Raw genomic sequence first — 17,474 nt, forward strand, 5'->3', positions numbered from 1 at the left:
CCGCGCCACCGCGTCGCATCGACCGGAGGCGCGGCTTCCGTCGTAGCGGAACCGTGACAATCGGCCCTGACCTGCGGTTCCGTCCACGCCGACACGACCTCTACACCGGGCGTATACATAGTGGGTATACACCGTATGTAGAGTGCTCCGTATGTCCATCGGTCACACCCTCCTCGGGCTCCTGGAGTCCGGGCCGCGCCACGGTTACGACCTGAAGCGCGCCTTCGACGAGAAGTTCGGTCACGACCGGCCGCTGCACTACGGCCAGGTCTACTCGACGATGTCCCGCCTGCTGAAGAACGGCCTCGTCGTCGTCGACGGCATCGAGGCGGGCGGCGGCCCCGAGCGCAAGCGGTACGCGATCACCGACGCCGGGATCACCGACGTACAGCAGTGGCTCGCCACACCCGAGAAGCCCGAGCCGTACCTCCAGTCGACCCTGTACACCAAGGTCGTCCTCGCACTGCTCACCCGGCGCGACGCCGCCGACATCCTCGACACGCAGCGTTCGGAGCACCTGCGCGGCATGCGCATCCTCACCGACCGCAAACGCAAGGGCGACCTCGCCGACCAGCTCATCTGCGACCACGCCCTGTTCCACCTCGAGGCCGATCTGCGCTGGCTGGAACTCACCGCCGCGCGCCTCGACAAGCTCCGTGAGGCGGTAACCCGATGACTCCTCCCGCAGGTTCGCTGCTCTCGGCCGAGCAGCTGCGCAAGGCCTACGGCCCCACCCTCGCCCTCGACGGCGCGGAGTTCTCCATCCACCCCGGCGAGGTCGTCGCCGTGATGGGCCCCTCAGGGTCCGGCAAGTCGACGCTGCTGCACTGCCTCGCCGGCATCGTGCCGCCCGACTCGGGGACGATCACGTACAACGGGCGTGAACTGTCCGCCATGAACGACGCCCAGCGCAGTGCGCTGCGCCGCTCCGAGTTCGGGTTCGTCTTCCAGTTCGGGCAGCTCGTGCCGGAGCTGACGTGCGTGGAGAACGTCGCCCTTCCGCTGCGTCTGAACGGCACCTCCCGCAAGGAGGCCGAGCGGGCCGCGCTGACCTGGATGGAGCGCCTCGAGGTCGACGACCTGGGGAAGAAGCGGCCCGGTGAGGTCTCCGGCGGCCAGGGGCAGCGGGTCGCGGTGGCGCGGTCGCTGGTCACCAACCCCCGCGTGCTCTTCGCCGACGAGCCGACCGGCGCCCTGGACTCCCTCAACGGCGAACGCGTGATGGAACTCCTCACGGACGCCGCCCGCTCCACCAACGCCGCCGTCGTCCTCGTCACGCACGAGGCACGGGTGGCCGCCTACTCCGACCGCGAGATCGTCGTACGGGACGGCAGGTCCCGGGACATGGAGCGCGCCGTATGAGCGTGCGACAGTGGGCCCGGGACCTGGCCATGGGCGTCCGCTTCGCCTTCACCGGCGGGCGCGAGGGGTGGACCCGGGCGGTGCTGACGGCCGTCGGCGTCGGACTCGGCGTCGCGCTGCTCCTGCTGACGACGGCGATACCGAACGCGCTCGACGTCCGGCACGAGAGGGAGGCCGCCCGCACCGACATCACCTTCAGCTCCGAGCAGATACCGGAGGCGAATGACACGCTCGTGGTCGCCAGGCTCGACGCGAACTTCCGCGACGACGACATCCGGGGCCGGGCACTGGATCCCGACGGGCCGCGGGCACCGCTGCCGCCGGGGGTGGACGAGTTCCCGGCGGTGGGCGAGATGGTGGTCTCCCCCGCGCTGAAGGAGCTGCTGGAGTCGGACTCCGGCGCGCTGCTGCGCGAGCGGCTGTCGGACCGGATCGTCGGCACGATCGGGGAGAGCGGGCTGATCGGCTCGGCCGAACTCGCCTTCTACCAGGGTGCGGAAGGGCTCGCTCAGCACATCGATCCCGGCCGGATCGAGCGTATCGACCGGTTCGGCGACCCGGCCCCGGGGGAGGATCAGTCCGACCCGGTGCTGCTCCTGCTGGTCCTCGTCGTCTTCGTGGTGCTGCTGACACCGGTAGCCGTCTTCATCGCGGCGGCCGTGCGGTTCGGCGGCGAGCGGCGGGACCGGAGGCTCGCGGCACTGCGGCTGGTGGGCTCCGACGGCCGCATGACCCGGCGCATCGCCGCCGGCGAGGCGATGGCGGGCGCGGTCCTCGGGCTGGTCTTCGGCACCGGGTTCTTCCTGGTCGGCCGCCAGCTCGCGGGCACGGCCGAGGTGTACCGCATCAGCGTGTTCCCGAGCTATCTCAACCCCTCGCCGCTGCTGGCCCTGCTGGTCGCGGTGGCGGTGCCGGCGGCGGCGGTGCTCGTGACCCTGTTCGCGCTGCGCGGGGTGGTCATCGAACCACTCGGCGTGGTGCGCGCGGGCCGCCCCGCCAGACGCCGGCTGTGGTGGCGGCTGCTGCTGCCGCTGGCCGGACTGGCCATGCTCTACCCGATGATCGGCAACGGGCGCGAGAACGGCGACTTCAACCAGTACCTGGTGACCGGCGGTGTCGTGCTGCTCCTGGTCGGCGTGACCGCGCTGCTGCCGTGGATCGTGGAGACCGTCGTCGCCCGGCTCGGCTCCGGCGGCGTGGCCTGGCAGCTGGCCGTGCGCAGGCTGCAGATGAGCAGTGGCACGGCGGCCCGCATGGTCAACGGCATCGCCGTGGCCGTCGCCGGGGCGATCGCGCTGCAGATGCTCTTCGTCGGCGTGGACGACGACTACACCAGGTCCACCGGACAGGACGTGTCGCTGGCGCAGATGGAGGCGGCTCTGCCGAGCGAGGTGCCGCTGGCTCGGGCGACCGACGAGTTCCGGGACACCGAGGGCGTGAAGGCCGTCTACGGCTACTCCGAGGGCTATGTCGGCGACCGCCCCCGGATCCCGGACCACGGCACGATGATGACCGTGGGCGACTGCGCGTCGCTGCGGGAGATCGCCCGCCTGCCCTCCTGTGACGACGGGGACGTGTTCGCCGTCCACGGTGCCGAGTGGGACGCCGGGGAGGACATGGCGAAGCTGGCCGCGCCGGGCCGGAAGCTGTACCTGGACCCGACCTACGACGGCAGCCCGAAGGGCCGGGAGGTCCCCTGGACGGTGCCGCAGGGCGTCAAGGCGGCGGAGCCGCGCCGGGGCCTGCTGGCCGGGATCGACCGGGGCGGCTTCCTGATCACTCCGAAGGCGATGGCGGCCGCGCTCGCGCCCGGCCTGACCGGGCACGCCTACCTCAAGCTGGACGAGTCGGTGGCGGACGTGCACGACCGGGTACGGAACACCGCGGCGGCCCTCCATCCGCTGACGGACACCATGACGTGGTCGGCAACGGAGCGGACCGGCCGGTTCGACGCCATCCGCACCGGTCTGTTCGTGGGATCGGCGTGTGTGCTGGCGCTGATCGGTGCCAGTCTGCTGGTCTCGCAGCTGGAGCAGCTGCGCGAGCGGAAGAAGCTGCTGTCGGCCCTGGTCGCCTTCGGCACCCGGCGCCGCACGCTCAGCCTGTCGGTGCTGTGGCAGACCGCGATACCCATCGCGCTGGGTCTGGTGCTGGCCGCGGTGGTGGGCCTGACCCTGGGCACGGTGCTCCTGAAGATGACGGGCACCCCGGTCCGCGTCGACTGGACCAGCGTCCTGTCCATGACCGGCATCGGCGCGGCGGTCGTCCTGGTGGTGACGCTGTGCAGCCTTCCTCCGCTGCTGCGGCTGATGCGGCCGGAGGGCCTGCGCACGGAGTAGCTCCGTCGGCGCGTGGCGCCGGCCGCCCGGCCGGGGCGGGGCCCGCTGCCCTCGGGGCGGCCGGTGCCCCGCCCCGGCCGGGCGCGTTGCGGGACCCGCGTCCGTTCAGTCGTGGACCGTCCGGACCGGCAGGTCCCCCATCGCCTCCCGCAGGGCCGCCGCCAGTTCCTCGTACTCCGCGGAGCGCGCCGCGCCCGTGCGCATGGCGAGGGCGACACGGCGGGTGGGGGCGGGGTCGGCGAAGGAGCCGGTGAGGAGCTGGCTGGAGCGGGACGTCTCCACGCGGACCGCCGTGCGCGGCAGCAGCGTCACCCCGAGGCCGCCGGCCACCAGCTGCACCAGCGTCGACAGTCCGGCGGCCGTGGTCGTCGCCGGGACGCCCGCGCGCCCCGCCTCCCGGCAGATGTCGAGCGCCTGGTCACGCAGGCAGTGGCCCTCGTCGAGCAGCAGCAGCTTCAGCTCGCGCAGCGCCGAGCGCGGGATGCCCTCCCGGCCGCCGAGCCGGTGGTCGAGCGGGGTGACGAGCACGAAGTCCTCGTCGAAGAGCGGGAGTTCCGTGACGCCGGGGACGCCGAGCGGCACCGCCAGCAGGAGCAGGTCGAGGCGGCCGGTCGTGAGGCCGTCGAGCAGGCTCGCCGTCTGCTCCTCGTGGACCTGGAGGTCCAGGTCCGGGTAGCGGTCGTGGACCAGCCGCAGCACCGTCGGCAGCAGGTACGGCGCCACCGTCGGGATGACCCCGAGCCGCAGCGCGCCGGTGAACGGCGCCCGTACCGCCGCCGCCTCCTCCAGCAGCGCGCCGACCTCCGCCAGTACCGCCTTCGCCCGGACCGCGAGGCGTTCCCCGGCGGGCGAGAGCAGTACCTTGCGCGTCGTACGCTCCAGCAGCGTGACACCCAGTGCCTCCTCCAGCGCGGAGACGGCACCCGAGAGCGCGGGCTGGCTCATGCCGATCGCGGCGGCGGCGTCGCGGAAGTGCAGATGCTCGGCGACGGCCGCGAAGGCCCGCAGCTGGGCGAGGCTGGGCTGCCTCTTCCTGCCTGTCACTAATAGCCACCTCCGATCAACTCGACCGAGTGTAGCTATTTCACTAATCAATGCACCCTGTGCCAACATCAATAACGTCCAACCCATGGGAAACACTCGCAAAATGGGTGTTTCTTCGCTGCATTTTTGGAGAGCGTGTGCTCACTGTCGGTGACAAGTTCCCCGAGTTCGAACTGACCGCCTGCGTCTCGCTGGAGAAGGGCAAGGAGTTCGGGACGATCGACCACAAGACCTACGAGGGCAAGTGGAAGGTCGTTTTCGCCTGGCCCAAGGACTTCACCTTCGTGTGCCCGACCGAGATCGCCGCTTTCGGCAAGCTGAACGACGAGTTCGCCGACCGTGACGCCCAGGTGCTCGGCTTCTCCGGCGACTCCGAGTTCGTGCACCACGCCTGGCGCAAGGACCACCCGGACCTGACCGACCTGCCGTTCCCGATGATGGCGGACTCCAAGCACGAGCTGATGCGCGACCTCGGCATCGAGGGCGAGGACGGTTTCGCCAAGCGCGCCGTGTTCATCGTGGACCAGAACAACGAGATCCAGTTCACCATGGTGACCGCCGGCTCGGTCGGCCGGAACCCGAAGGAGGTCCTGCGGGTCCTCGACGCCCTGCAGACCGACGAGCTCTGCCCGTGCAACTGGAGCAAGGGCGACGAGACCCTCGACCCGGTCGCGCTGCTGGCCGGGGAGTGATCTGAGATGTCGCTCGACTCCCTGAAGTCCGCCGTACCGGACTACGCGAAGGACCTGAAGCTCAACCTGGGCTCGGTCATCGGCAACTCCGACCTCCCGGCGCAGCAGCTGTGGGGCACCGTGCTGGCGACCGCCATCGCCTCGCGTTCCCCGATCGTGCTGCGCGAGCTGGAGCCGGAGGCGAAGGCGAACCTCACGCCGGAGGCGTACTCGGCCGCCAAGTCGGCCGCCGCCGTCATGGCGATGAACAACGTCTTCTACCGCACCCGGCACCTGCTGTCGGACCACGAGTACGGCACCCTGCGCGCCGGTCTGCGGATGAACGTCATCGGCAACCCGGGCGTCGACAAGGTCGACTTCGAGCTGTGGTCCTTCGCGGTGTCCGCCATCAACGGCTGCGGCATGTGCCTGGACTCGCACGAGCAGGTGCTCCGCAAGGCCGGTGTGGACCGCGAGACGATCCAGGAAGCGTTCAAGATCGCCGCCGTGGTCGAGGCCGTCGGCGTCACGCTGGACGCCGAGGCGGTTCTGGCCGCCCAGTAGTCCCGCGACGCGGCTCACGAGGACGGGCCCCGCTCACCCTGATGGTGAGCGGGGCCCGTCGTCGTGCGTGTCGCTACGCCGTGGAGGTGTCCGCCGGCGGTTCGCTCCCGGCGGGCGCCGGCGAAGGGTCCGTCGCCGAGGCCGCCGGGCCCGCCGGGGACGGGTCCGTGGACGTCGCCCCGCTCGGCTTCGGCGCCTGCCGCACGGCGGCCTCTCGGGAGTACGCCCGCAGGTAGCCCACGACGGTGTTCGCCACCGCCACCAGCGGTACGGCGACCACCGCGCCGCCGATGCCGGCGACCATGCCGCCGGCGGCCACCGACAGCACCACCGCCAGCGGGTGGACCCGCACCGCGCGCCCCAGGATGAACGGCTGCAGGATGTGGCCCTCGATCTGCTGCACCACCAGCACCACGACGAGCGTCATGACCGCCGCGAACATGCCCTGGGTCACCAGCGCCACGACGACCGCGAGCGCGCCCGACATCACCGCGCCGACGAGCGGGATGAAGGCGAACAGGAAGATGAACACGGCCAGCGGGACGGCCATCGGCACATCGAGGAAGTAGATGCCGAGGCCGATGAAGATGGCGTCGATCAGCGCCACTATCACCGTGCCGCGCACGTACGCCGTCAGCGTCCGCCACGCCCGCGGACCGGCGCCGGCCACGGCCGGCCGGGCCGCCGCCGGTACCAGCTTCAGCGTCCAGCGCCAGATGCGCTTGCCGTCGTAGAGCAGGAAGAGCGTCGAGAAGGCGGCCAGCAGTATGCCCGTGAGGGCCTCGACGACGACCGTGACGCCCTCGAGACCGGCGGACGTTATCTGGTCGGTGTTGGCGCCGACCGCCTCGCGCAGGTTCTTGGCGATCTCGTTGATCTGCTTGTCGGTGACGTGGAACGGGCTGTTGAGCAGCCAGTTGCGCAGTTCGTCGATGCCGTCCTGGACCTGGTCGGAGAGATCGTCGATGTTCTCCATGACCTGCCAGGTGACGAACCAGCCGATCAGTCCCATCACCACGAATCCGAGGATCGCGGTCAGGGCGGTGGCCGGCCCCCGCGGCACCCCGTGCCGGCGCAGCCACGCCACCGTCGGCTGGAGCAGCGCCGTGATCAGCAGCGCGATCACGAACGCCAGCACCACCAGCTGTACGGCGCTGATGACCCGCATCAGCACCCACACGGTGCCGGCGAGGACCAGCAGCCGCCATCCGGCCTCCGCGGCGACCCGGACGCCCCAGGGCACGGCCTGCGCCGGGTCGGGACGGGACTGGACCACGAGCTGGTGCGGCGTGGAGCCGTGCTCCGACAGCGCGTCCTCCACCGACGGCGACGGTGACAGTGGCGGGGACGGCGGTACGTGGTCGGCGGACGGCGACGGTCCGTCGTCGGGGCCGTCCTGCCGGGCCGCCTCGCGGCGCTGTTCCAGCCGCGCGCTCATCCGGGTCAGTCCGGCGCCGAGCCGGCCGAGCCACCCTGGCACTCGAGACATGATCCGTCCTCTTCCCCCGTCTTTCCCCACCACTCCCCCCGGAGTCGTTTCCGGTCCGACCGTACATGGCGGGAGCGCGAAAGCCCCTCACCGTAGGACGGTGAGGGGCTGCGCGAGGTTGAGCGGTGGGCCGGAGCGGTGGGCCGCGCCGGGCGGGCTCAGTACCAGTGGTTGGCCTGCCAGAAGGTCCAGGCCTCGCACGGGCTGCCGTAGCGGCTGTCCATGTAGTTGAGGCCCCACTTGATCTGGGTGGCCGGGTTGGTCCGCCAGTCGGCGCCCGCGGAGACGTACTTGCCCGCCGGCAGCGCCTGGAAGAGGCCGTACGCGCCGGAGGACGGGTTGACCGCCTTGTAGTTCCAGCTGGACTCGTGGTCCACGATGTTGCTGAAGCACTGCCACTGGCCGCTGGGCACCATCTGACGGGCCATCGCCTGGATCTGGCTGGTGCTGTAGGAGCTCTGGACGCTGAAGCTGCTGGCGTCGCGCTGGGCGTCGCGGCTGGCCGCTTCCCTCTGCGCCTCACGCTGCTTGGCCGCCTTGGCCGCCTCCTTGGCCTTCTCCTGCTTGGCCACGGCGGTAGCGGCGGCTGCCTTGCGGGCCGCCTCCTCGGCGTCCTTCTTGGCGCTCGCGTCCGCGGCGATGGCCTGTACGTCGGCCTGCTGCGTCAGGGACGCGGTCTGCACCTGCGCCTGCTCGCCCATGGGGATGTCCGCGAGCAGCGTCGTGCCGGCTGCTGTCGCCTCCGCGTCGTTGTTCTGCGCGGTGCTGCCCGAGGCAACGCCGACGACGCTTCCGACTGCGGTGACCGCCGTGGCCGAGGCCACTGCGAATCCCCGGACCGAGATCCGGCTCACACGGTTTCCTTCCAGCATCGCCCGCTTCGGTGACCCTCGCGGACGCAATCGTGCCCCTGGCACTGGCCTCCCCAACTACGGGTCACGGGAGGCACGGACCCGGTGGGCAACTCCCCTGCGGGGGAGCGCCGCGTGGTGCTCGGGCGGCATACGACGCTGCTATGGAGTTGAAACTGGTGCTTCTGTGGCGCCGTACCGCTGGGGGTACAGCTGTGTCGTATGCGGGGCCTGACAGGAAGGAGACTCTGCCGTAACCCGGCGGGGTGAGGCAATTCTGTGTTGCGTGTGAAAGCTCACATCCCGTTTGCCCCATGGGGTTTCCGGAAACCCCCACACACGAAGGCGCCGCCCGGCTAGGCTCTTGGCCTTTCCGAACGGCGCCGACTGTCGGGTAACCCACCCTGGACGGGTCGGAGTTCGCGAAGCGTCAGATGTAGCTCAGATGTGGCCGTCCTCCAGCATTTCGGTCACGAGTGCCGCGATCTGGGACCTCTCGGAGCGCGTCAGGGTGACGTGCGCGAAGAGCGGATGGCCTTTCAGTTTCTCGACGACGGCGACGACTCCGTCGTACCGCCCCACCCGCAGATTGTCCCGCTGTGCCACGTCATGGGTGAGTACGACCCGTGAGTTGGCCCCGATGCGGGACAGCACGGTCAGCAGGACGTTCCGCTCCAGGGACTGCGCCTCGTCCACGATCACGAACGCGTCGTGCAGCGAGCGGCCGCGGATGTGGGTGAGCGGGAGCACCTCCAGCATCCCGCGCGCCGTCACCTCTTCGATGACCTCCCGGCTGGTGACCGCCGACAGGGTGTCGAAGACCGCCTGCGCCCAGGGGCTCATCTTCTCGGCCTCGGAGCCGGGCAGATAGCCGAGTTCCTGCCCGCCCACCGCGTACAGCGGACGGAAGACCATCACCTTCTGGTGCTGCCGGCGCTCCAGCACGGCCTCCAGCCCCGCGCACAGCGCCAGCGCCGACTTGCCGGTGCCCGCCCGGCCGCCCATCGACACGATTCCGACGTCCGGGTCGAGGAGCAGGTCGAGCGCGATCCGCTGCTCGGCGCTGCGGCCCTTGATACCGAACGCCTCCCGGTCGCCGCGCACCAAACGGACGCTGCCGTCGGGTGTGACCCGGCCGAGGGCCCTGCCGCGCTCCGAGTGGATGGTCAGGCCGGTGTGCACGGGCAGCTCGGCGGCCTCGGGGACGTACACCCGCCCCTCCTCGAAGAGGATGTCCACCTGCTCGCCGGGCAGGGTCAGTTCGGACATGCCGGTCCAGCCGGAGGCGTCCGTGATGGCGAGCTCGGCGCGGTACTCCTCGGCGAGCAGGCCGACGGAGGACGCCTTGATCCGCAGCGGGAGGTCCTTGGACACGACGGTGACGTCGTATCCCTCCGCCTGCAGATTGCGGGCGACCGCGAGGATGCGGGAGTCGTTGTCCCCCAGGCGGTAGCCGGTGGGCAGCACGCTGGGGTCCGAGTGGTTGAGCTCGACACGCACGGTGCCGCCGAGATCCCCGGTCGGAATGGGGGCGTCGAGGCGACCGTGCCGTACGCGGAACTCGTCGAGCAGGCGCAGGGCCTGCCGGGCGAAGTACCCGAGTTCGGGATGGTGCCGCTTGGCCTCCAGCTCCGTCACCACGACGATGGGGAGCACGACCTCGTGCTCGTCGAAGCGGTTCAGAGCGTTCGGGTCGGCCAGCAGGACGCTGGTGTCGAGAACGTAGGTGCGCCTATCGGGCTTGTGGCGCTTTGTGCTGGTCACCACGGAAGGACGTACCCCCTCGGAAGAGGTCGGGGAGCGACGGAGTGGACTCTGGGCCGGGAGGGCGGGAACGAGCCGACCGGTCTACGACCGCCATGCACTGGCGCGGGCCGCGAACCGGCCCTCCGCCGCGTCTTCCGTGCCGTGACCGCACGGTGGGGCTGGTGCAAAGGGCCTCCCGGGCGGACGGCTCCGTGCCGTCCGCTGAGATCCGACACCCGTGGTTCGGGCGTCGACCTGCTTGGCTTATGCCCTTGAACGAGCGCCGCCATGCCACGGCACAGGACGGCGCACCGGTGAACTCCTCATTACGGGCGTCCCGCCAGGAGGCTGCCGCGCGAGCTCTCGCCGGGGGGGCGGAGAGGGGGGCGGAAAGTGGGCCGCGCCGGGGCGACGGGGAGGGGGCGTGCCGGGGGACGGGGAGCGGGCACGGGGAGGCAGAAAAAACGGGCCGGTCCGTGGGGGGGAGACGGACCGGCCCGAGGGGGGGTTTCCACCATAACCCTTTGTAAGTGATGTCGCGCGCATCGGCGTGCCAAAACTACTCTCCGAAATCACCCGGCGACGCCCGGGTGGCCACGGAACTGCTTATTCCGCGCTGAATCATGGCCAGAACACACTGAACCCATGGGTGACCAGGGTGTCTGACGAGGCCGAGGGGCCGCCCGGAGTGATTCTGCGGCGCATCCGAAGCGGATCCGGTGCGCACCGAACCCCGGCCGACTAACCCCCTCGGTTCCCCCAACCGGGTGAACCCGTCGGCGGACGCCCGCTTGACCGGGCACCGCGCAGCCCCCTCCGCTGCGCGGTGCCACACGTGCAGCTTTGCTCACGCGAATTACCTGGGCTCGAACTTATGCGATCGGGCGGGACGCTTTCGACCCAAGGAGGACAACGATGAATAACGATGTGGAAACCCTGTGAGGATCGATGGGTGATTCCGCACACTCTTCCTGGCACGGAGATATTTGCGAAGGTACGCCCCATACGCCCTGAAGAGACGTCGCTCCGGCCACCCGTTGGGACGCCTTCCGTCCTACTCCCCTTCTGACGTCTCCTCATGACGAAGACCGTGTGGATCACTCGGAGCGCGGCGGGCGCACGGCGGCTCGAACGGCAGTTCCTGGCCATGTCCGCCCGAGCGGGCACTCCGGTCGCCGACGTGGTCGGCGCGATGCTCGGCGTCCACGCCCAGGTACTGTCGGCGGCCTAGCTGTCCGTCGGCCTGCGGACCGACGGCGTCACCCGCGTGGACGTACGGACGGTCCTGTGGCCGGCCGGATCGCCTCGCGTACCACCGTCACCCGTGAAGACGGGTGGGACGCCGGCCGGTCGGGGCGGCCGGTGGCCGGTCCTCCGGGAAGGGGACCGGCCACCGCCCGTCACTGCCGCGTCCCGCGATTACACGACTTCGAAGCCGAAGACGCGGTAGGTGTCAGCACCGGTGAAGGGGACCGACGTGTGGGGCTCCAGCACGTCGACCTCCCAGCCACGTCCCGTCGTCCAGAAGACGACCACCTTGTTGGCGCCCGAGTAGAAGGAGGTGACGTTGTCCAGGTTGAGGGGAACGACGTCGGGGTTGTCCCAGCATCGGATGTGCTCCGCGCCGTTCTGCACGTACGTCACCGCGACGTAGTCGTCACTGGCGCCACAGTCGAGCTCGTCGGTGGCGAACGCGGGCGATCCGGAAAGTGCGGTAGTCAGCGCGACGGCCGTCAGGGTACCCAGGGCTAATCTGGACCGGCTCTTCATCTGCTTCGGTTCCTCTCTTCAGCAGTGCTTCGAGGGGCGAGCTTCGACTGCATTGTCGGTGCTCGGGGAGCAGATACTCAAGAGTTCAACGAAATCTCGCGAGTGAGCCGGCCGTTGGCGACGGGTGTCCCGCTGGGGGACGGGGTCTGGCTGGGAGATCGTCCAGGGCCCCCTCGGCCTGCCGGCCCGGACGCCGTGGCTCGCCCTGCCCGGCCCGGCCCGGGAGACCGGGGCTAGTGATGCGGCTTGCGGGCGTCGAAGAGGTGGCGCGCGCTGTGGGCGACGAAGGGGCCTTCGACCCCGATGAGTTCGTGCAGGTCGCGCAGTCGGTCCCGGTACTTCTCGACGGTGAAGCCGGGGACCATCCACACCACCTTGCGCAGGAAGTGGACGACGGCGCCGATGTCGTGGAACTCCATCCGCAGCCGTTCCGCCCGCAGGTCGACGACCTCCAGACCGGCGGCCTCCGCGTCGGCGCGCTCACGGTCGGGGTGGCGGTGGTTGCGGCTCTGCTCCGGCTGGGGACCGAGGAAGTACTCGATGAGCTCGAAGACGCTGCCGGGTCCGACGTGCTGGGCGAAGTACGTGCCGCCGGGCGCGAGCACGCGGCTGATCTCGGCCCAGTGCGGCTGGACGGGGTGCCGGCTCACGACCAGGTCGAAGGCTCCGTCCGCGAAGGGGAGGGGCGCGTCGTCGGGCGAGGCGACCACGGGGACGCCGCGCGGGCGGAGCAGTGCGGTGGCCTCGGCGAGGTTGGGCGGCCAGCCCTCGGTGGCCACGACGAGCGGCGGCCGGTGAGGGGCGGCGGCTTCGAGGGCCTGGTCCAGGACCTCCCCTCCCCCGGTCTGCACCTCCAGTACGGCGGTGGCCCCGGTCAGCCGCGTGGCCATGGACCGCGCGTACCCCCAGGAGGGCCGGGCCTCGGTGGCCCGCCCCTCGAACCAGGAGAAGTCCCAACCGGCGGTGGGGACGGAGGCGCCCTCGGCCACGAGGTCGTCGAAGGAGCGGGAGGGTGCGGGCGTCATGGAAGTGCGATCCGATCGATGGGTACGAGGGTGGGTGCGGTGTCGGTGACCGGCGGCGGAGCTCAGCCGGCCAGGGGCCGGACCTGCTCGGCGGTGAACCGCACGAACCTCTCGGGGTCGGGCTCGTCACCCGTCGGCGAGCTGAGGACGGAACACGGCGCCGAGTCCGGTCATGAGGTCTTCCTACCTTTGACGGAGCGGCGGGGCAACGTCTTTCCCGCCGGGCCGCCATGGTGAAGTGACTCGACGACTCACGCCTGTTCGTCCCCGGGACCCGGCTCGAGTTCCTGCTCCGATCGCGGCTGTCCCGACCGGGCTCGCTCCATGTCCGCTCGCGCGTGGATCAGCAACGCCACGGCTTTGCTGACCGCGGCCGTGCTCATGCCGATGGCCGAGCCCAGCGCGCCGATGGCCGCGATCACCTGAACGGTTTCCGACGGTCCCAGCTGATCGCTCTGAATGCTGTCCAGCACGGGACGACCGGCGAGGTAGGCCACCAAATAGGCCACACCGGCACCACGGTCAGCCACACCGCGACCCATGCTTCGACGCGTCGATGTCGCGCCGCGCCCGACGCGGAGGGGGCGAGAGGGGGGGGCTGAACGGTGTGCCGCCCGGACGGCGAGTGAGCAACAGCCACGAGACCATGGCGACGGCGACCAGGCCGAAGAGCAACGCCACCCAGCTGATGGCATGGTCGCTCACGTCGACGTCCACCACGGGGGCATCGCCTCCGTCCCCGCTCACCGCGGCAACAGCTGAGTCAGGATGACGGCGACGAGAAAGGCAACCAGGGCCAGGACCCGACGCGACGTCGTGGGCCTGCCCGGGACTCCCACACGGCCCTGCCCCGCACTCCGCCCGCGATGCCTGCGACAACCCGCGGATCGGGGAACATCGGCTCCATGAAGCCTTCCGCGCGGTCCAGGAGCACCAGCACCTGGTAGTGGGCACCGCGCTCGAGCTCCACCTTGGGCAGCTCGACGTGGCCGTCTCCGTGCGTGAAGCCCGGGCCGTTCACGAAGTACTCACGTATGTACGGGTGGCTGAACCCGGTCACGTGCATGCCGATGACACGACGGCCGGGAAAACCGACCCGGATGCCCATCGCGTCATGGGAGGGGACAGATAGTTGTCCGTGACGATCCGTGCCCAGCCGTTGTTCTCGATCCCCTCGGGGCGGATACGTTCGGTGGGACGGCAGGGCTGCGGGAGGGGCATCGGCATGGGACGGCGCCGGCGGGACGGGGCAGGGGTGTTGGTCGTGGAAGAAGAGGCCGGCGGTGGGGGTGTCCGTGTTCCGCTGGAGATCGCCGGCTCCTACCGCGCGCGCACCAAGGGACTGCTGGGGCGGTCCTTCGTCGACGGGGCCATCCTCCTGTCGCCTGCCAACAGCGTGCACACCTTCCGGATGCGGATGCCCATCGACGTGGCCTACCTCGACCGGCGCCTCACCGTCATAGCCGTACGCACCATGCGGCCGGGCCGGCTGGGGCTGCCCCGCCTGCGTGCCCGGCATGTACTGGAGGCCGAGGCCGGGGCGATGGCCGGGTGGGGAGTGCGGGTGGGGGTGCGGATCGAGGTGGTGGAAGGGTGAGGGCACGCGGCGTCCGAGAGGTCCGCTCACCCTGCTCTCGTCCGAGGACCGCCCGGTCGATCCTGTTCAGTGGTGCCGGTCGAGACGGCACGGACGACGGCGGCGACCTCCTCGCGGTCGGTGGGCCGCAGGTCGACGGAGGCGTTTCGAGGGACGAGCTTCGACTGTATTTTCGGTGACCGGCGAGCAGGTATTCAAGAGTTCAACGAAATCTCGCGAGTAAGTCGGCCGTTACAGGCGGGCCTCCCACGAAAAGGTGACGCGCGCCGTGGGCGACGAAGGGGCCTTCGGCCTCGAACGCAGCCGCTCGGGGACGAACTGGGGGCGGATACGGCACCGAGTCCAGTCATGCCGCTTCCTACCCGGAACCCAGTGCGCGGGACGACACCATCACCGGGTGGCCCCGGGGGGCCTGGTCAGCGGTTGACGGCCTGGATCTCCTGTACGACGACGTCCTGGGTGGCCCCGAACGTACCGTCCGGAAGGTCACCGCCCGCGCCGCCGCTGCCGGTCCAGTGGATCTTCCACGTGACCGTCGCCTGGAGCGGGAACGTCCCGTCACCCGAGGAGCGCAGGTACTTCACTCCGCACGGCGGCGTGTCGTCGGCCCGGCCCTTCTCGTACGGCTCGCCGATGCGACCGCCCTCGATCCCGCAGACACCCGAGGCCGGGTAGGCCAAGGCGTCCGGGGTACCCGGCTCGATCTCCAGCGCGACCGGCTCCGCCGTGGCCGTCGCCTCGATACCGATCGCTTCCACGGACGCGGTGACCGACACCGGCCGGAACTCGGCACCGTTCAGCCACGCCCACGTCGGAAGGTTCACCTTGGTGGCTTCCGCGGGCGCCAGCGTCACCTCGGTGCTCGGGACGCGGATCTCCGCGTAGGCGAGTTCGGCGAGGATCTCGGGGGTGAGGGCGTTCTCGACGTCCGGGGGCGGGGCATCGCCCGTGTCCACCCAGAAGTAGTCCTTGTCGCAGGAGTCCCAGCCCGGCGGGTAGCTCTCGTTCACGTACGAGCCCCACCAGTAGCCCTTGCCGGACTTGTCCTTGTTGAAGCCCTTCTTCTCGTCGTCGGCGTTGTACTCCTGGCGCTGCTCGGCGTCCCACTCGTGCCCGGTGGAGCCGGCTTCCCAGATCGGCTCCAGGTACTTCTGCAACTGCTCGGGGGTGTATTTGGGGCCGTACCAGCAGGGTGGCGGGCTCCACGACGTGGACGACGTCAACGCCCCGGCGGAACCGCCGGAGCCATTCTTCGAACGGTCGAAGACGACGCCTCCGACGGTGACCGACACGGTTCCGTCAGCACCGGTTTCGGCGCGTTGGTCCGTCTGGCCGTTGCTGCCGTGCTTGCCGCGGTCGGCGTAGGCCGTCTGCGCGACCAAGGCGTAAGCACAGACGAGAGTCAGGACCGTCAGGGCCCTCGCAGTCGCTCTTACGGCTGGCACGCCTTGTCTCCCCTGTTCGAGACGATGTCGGTGGTCTGCCAGACCCCGGCGGAATTCTTGGCGAGCTTCGCGTTGTAGAGGACGTAGCTGTCCGCGGTCGCCGCCGACTTGTCGACCTTCCCGGTCTTCTTGTTCTTGATGTAGGACTTGCTCTCGTCGGAGCAGTACCTGACGTATGCCTGACTGTCTCCGGAGAGGGTGACCTTTCGGCTGAAGTACCTGGTAACACCGGTCCACGTGTCGTTGTCGTCGATGTAGCCCTGCACGTAGGTGATCGACGAGCTCAAGGCCTTCTCGGTGTTGTAGTACCCGAGCGCCTTCGTCCCCGTACTTCCTTCGAAGATCGCTTCGTCCACGGCGTTGATGCTCAGCGCGCTGTCCGCGAGAACAGCATCCTTCGTTGCATCGCCTGTCTTCCCGCCTTCGAAGACGTTCTTGGCGTCGGACGGGAAGGCGATCTCGGGACGGTCACCGGCAGCCGTCTCACTCGGTCTGGGCGAAACCGACGGCTTGCCTCCTGTATCCGCCCCCGCGATCGTGTCCTTGTCGCTGGAGGGACTGTCGTCGCTTCCGCATGCGGACAGCGTCAGGGCCGCTGCGGCGGTCAGCGTGAGCGCTGCAAGCAGGGTGGGGCGGCGATTCACAGTCGGCTCCTGGGTGGGACGGGGCTTCTCTTGAGCGAAGCAACGCTATCCACCGAGGCCAGGCGGCACCAGGGTGAAACCTGGCGCCCGGTGGTGCGCAGTGAGTTCGCAGCAACCGGACGTGGGGGTTCGTCAGCAATAACGGTTCCGTCACAGGGGACGAGAACCTCCGCCAACTCGCCCAGCAACCGGACCGGCTGCCCGGATGCGCTGTCACACAGCCTGCCTACCGGATCTGGGTACGTACCTGGGGCGAAATCATCGAGGACGCTCATGAACGGCTCCGCTTCTACAGCGAGCAGCTTGAGTACCAGTCGTCCACCGAGCATGCGATGGACTATCTGATCAGGGAACACGCCGACGCGGTCGCGGACCTGGTGAGCGACGGCACGGTCCCCGTGCCGAGGGCGGGGGACAGTGGGACGGCCGGAGCTGCCGTCAGCCCGTGAAAGGCTTTCCCCTGCGAACCGGCGGCCTCGGCGTCGGCGCGCTCACGGTCGGGGTGGCGGTGGTTGCGGCTCTCCTCCGGCTGGGGTCCGACGAAGTACTCGGCGAGCTCGAAGACGCTGCCGGGGCCGACGTGCTGGGCGAAGTACGTGCCGTCGGGCGCGAGCACGCGGCTGATCTCGGCCCAGTGCGGCTCGACGGGATGCCGGCTCACGACCAGGTCGAAGGCCCCGTCCGCAAGGGCAGCGGCGCGTCCTCGGGCGGGGCGACGACGGCGACACCGCGCGGCCGGAGCAGGGCCGTGGCCGTGGCGACGTTGGGCGCCCAGCCCCTCGGTGGCGACGGCGAGCCGGGGCCGTCGAGAGGCCTCGGCGAGGGCGAAGTCCAGGACCTCCCCTCCCCCGGTCCGGATGTCGAGCACGGCGTCGGCCCGGCCCAGCCACCCGGCCATCGTCGTGGCATACCTCCACGAGGGCTCCA

General features: G+C 70.1%; 16 protein-coding genes and 2 pseudogenes. 7 read left to right on the forward strand and 11 right to left on the reverse strand.

Annotation, left to right across the window (positions count from 1 at the left end):
• The first annotated feature begins 151 nt into the window (after positions 1–151).
• From ACH4F2_RS24470 to ACH4F2_RS24480, 3 genes are read left to right on the forward strand one after another with little or no spacing between them, the layout of a single operon-like run.
• The gene (locus tag ACH4F2_RS24470; RefSeq protein WP_398134873.1) at positions 152–676 is read left to right on the forward strand and encodes a PadR family transcriptional regulator; all 525 of its coding nucleotides are present in this window, start codon (positions 152–154) and stop codon (positions 674–676) included.
• On the forward strand, positions 673–1,362 hold the full coding sequence (locus tag ACH4F2_RS24475; RefSeq protein WP_398134874.1) for an ABC transporter ATP-binding protein: 690 nt from the start codon (positions 673–675) through the stop codon (positions 1,360–1,362). The genes ACH4F2_RS24470 and ACH4F2_RS24475 overlap by 4 nt, the downstream gene beginning before the upstream one ends.
• Positions 1,359–3,701, forward strand: coding sequence for an ABC transporter permease (locus tag ACH4F2_RS24480; RefSeq protein ID WP_398134875.1), 2,343 nt, complete (start codon positions 1,359–1,361; stop codon positions 3,699–3,701). Before ACH4F2_RS24475 ends, ACH4F2_RS24480 begins: the two co-directional genes overlap by 4 nt.
• 105 nt (positions 3,702–3,806) lie before the next feature.
• Here the strand turns inward: ACH4F2_RS24480 and ACH4F2_RS24485 are convergent, their stop codons facing one another.
• Positions 3,807–4,745 (reverse strand): LysR substrate-binding domain-containing protein, encoded by a 939-nt coding sequence (locus tag ACH4F2_RS24485; protein WP_398134876.1) that lies wholly within the window; start codon positions 4,743–4,745, stop codon positions 3,807–3,809.
• 137 nt (positions 4,746–4,882) lie between these two features.
• Between ACH4F2_RS24485 and ACH4F2_RS24490 the strand changes: the two genes are divergently transcribed.
• A complete protein-coding gene (locus tag ACH4F2_RS24490) occupies positions 4,883–5,437 on the forward strand; it encodes a peroxiredoxin (protein ID WP_398134877.1) in 555 nt (184 codons plus the stop codon).
• A gap of 6 nt (positions 5,438–5,443) precedes the next feature.
• Positions 5,444–5,980, forward strand: coding sequence for an alkyl hydroperoxide reductase (locus ACH4F2_RS24495; protein WP_398134878.1), 537 nt, complete (start codon positions 5,444–5,446; stop codon positions 5,978–5,980).
• A 73-nt stretch (positions 5,981–6,053) separates the two neighbouring features.
• Here ACH4F2_RS24495 and ACH4F2_RS24500 read toward each other — a convergent pair whose 3' ends face one another.
• From ACH4F2_RS24500 to ACH4F2_RS24510, 3 genes are all read right to left on the reverse strand, one after another.
• Positions 6,054–7,469, reverse strand: coding sequence for an AI-2E family transporter (locus ACH4F2_RS24500; RefSeq protein ID WP_398134879.1), 1,416 nt, complete (start codon positions 7,467–7,469; stop codon positions 6,054–6,056).
• A 158-nt stretch (positions 7,470–7,627) separates the two neighbouring features.
• The gene (locus tag ACH4F2_RS24505; RefSeq protein WP_398134880.1) at positions 7,628–8,323 is read right to left on the reverse strand and encodes a transglycosylase SLT domain-containing protein; all 696 of its coding nucleotides are present in this window, start codon (positions 8,321–8,323) and stop codon (positions 7,628–7,630) included.
• Positions 8,324–8,761: 438 nt separating this feature from the next.
• Positions 8,762–10,087: a PhoH family protein gene (locus tag ACH4F2_RS24510; protein ID WP_398134881.1), complete on the reverse strand. Its 1,326-nt coding sequence runs from the start codon at positions 10,085–10,087 to the stop codon at positions 8,762–8,764.
• A gap of 1,057 nt (positions 10,088–11,144) precedes the next feature.
• On the opposite strand from ACH4F2_RS24510, the pseudogene ACH4F2_RS24515 reads away from it, so the two are divergent.
• A pseudogene (locus tag ACH4F2_RS24515) lies at positions 11,145–11,405 on the forward strand (winged helix DNA-binding domain-containing protein); the annotation flags it as partial.
• An 80-nt stretch (positions 11,406–11,485) separates the two neighbouring features.
• On the opposite strand, the gene ACH4F2_RS24520 reads toward ACH4F2_RS24515, so the two are convergent.
• The 4 genes from ACH4F2_RS24520 to ACH4F2_RS24535 all read right to left on the reverse strand — a co-directional run bounded on the left by ACH4F2_RS24520 (position 11,486) and on the right by ACH4F2_RS24535 (position 13,969).
• Positions 11,486–11,836: a hypothetical protein gene (locus ACH4F2_RS24520; RefSeq protein ID WP_398134882.1), complete on the reverse strand. Its 351-nt coding sequence runs from the start codon at positions 11,834–11,836 to the stop codon at positions 11,486–11,488.
• A gap of 233 nt (positions 11,837–12,069) precedes the next feature.
• Positions 12,070–12,861, reverse strand: a complete 792-nt coding sequence (locus ACH4F2_RS24525; protein ID WP_398134883.1) for a class I SAM-dependent methyltransferase — start codon at positions 12,859–12,861, stop codon at positions 12,070–12,072.
• A 251-nt stretch (positions 12,862–13,112) separates the two neighbouring features.
• Positions 13,113–13,370: a hypothetical protein gene (locus ACH4F2_RS24530; RefSeq protein ID WP_398134884.1), complete on the reverse strand. Its 258-nt coding sequence runs from the start codon at positions 13,368–13,370 to the stop codon at positions 13,113–13,115.
• Between the two features lie 254 nt (positions 13,371–13,624).
• Positions 13,625–13,969 (reverse strand): hypothetical protein, encoded by a 345-nt coding sequence (locus tag ACH4F2_RS24535; RefSeq protein ID WP_398134885.1) that lies wholly within the window; start codon positions 13,967–13,969, stop codon positions 13,625–13,627.
• 117 nt (positions 13,970–14,086) lie between these two features.
• Between ACH4F2_RS24535 and ACH4F2_RS24540 the strand changes: the two genes are divergently transcribed.
• The gene (locus ACH4F2_RS24540; RefSeq protein ID WP_398135004.1) at positions 14,087–14,458 is read left to right on the forward strand and encodes a DUF192 domain-containing protein; all 372 of its coding nucleotides are present in this window, start codon (positions 14,087–14,089) and stop codon (positions 14,456–14,458) included.
• Positions 14,459–14,874: 416 nt separating this feature from the next.
• Here ACH4F2_RS24540 and ACH4F2_RS24545 read toward each other — a convergent pair whose 3' ends face one another.
• From ACH4F2_RS24545 to ACH4F2_RS24555, 3 genes and pseudogenes are all read right to left on the reverse strand, one after another.
• On the reverse strand, positions 14,875–15,903 hold the full coding sequence (locus ACH4F2_RS24545; protein WP_398134886.1) for a hypothetical protein: 1,029 nt from the start codon (positions 15,901–15,903) through the stop codon (positions 14,875–14,877).
• Positions 15,891–16,547, reverse strand: a complete 657-nt coding sequence (locus ACH4F2_RS24550) for a hypothetical protein (protein ID WP_398134887.1) — start codon at positions 16,545–16,547, stop codon at positions 15,891–15,893. Before ACH4F2_RS24550 ends, ACH4F2_RS24545 begins: the two co-directional genes overlap by 13 nt.
• Before the next feature lie 466 nt (positions 16,548–17,013).
• Positions 17,014–17,469, reverse strand: a pseudogene (locus tag ACH4F2_RS24555) (methyltransferase domain-containing protein); the annotation flags it as partial.
• Positions 17,470–17,474 lie beyond the last annotated feature (5 nt).

This window comes from Streptomyces sp. NPDC017890 (genome assembly GCF_044328675.1).
Lineage (GTDB): Bacteria > Actinomycetota > Actinomycetes > Streptomycetales > Streptomycetaceae > Streptomyces.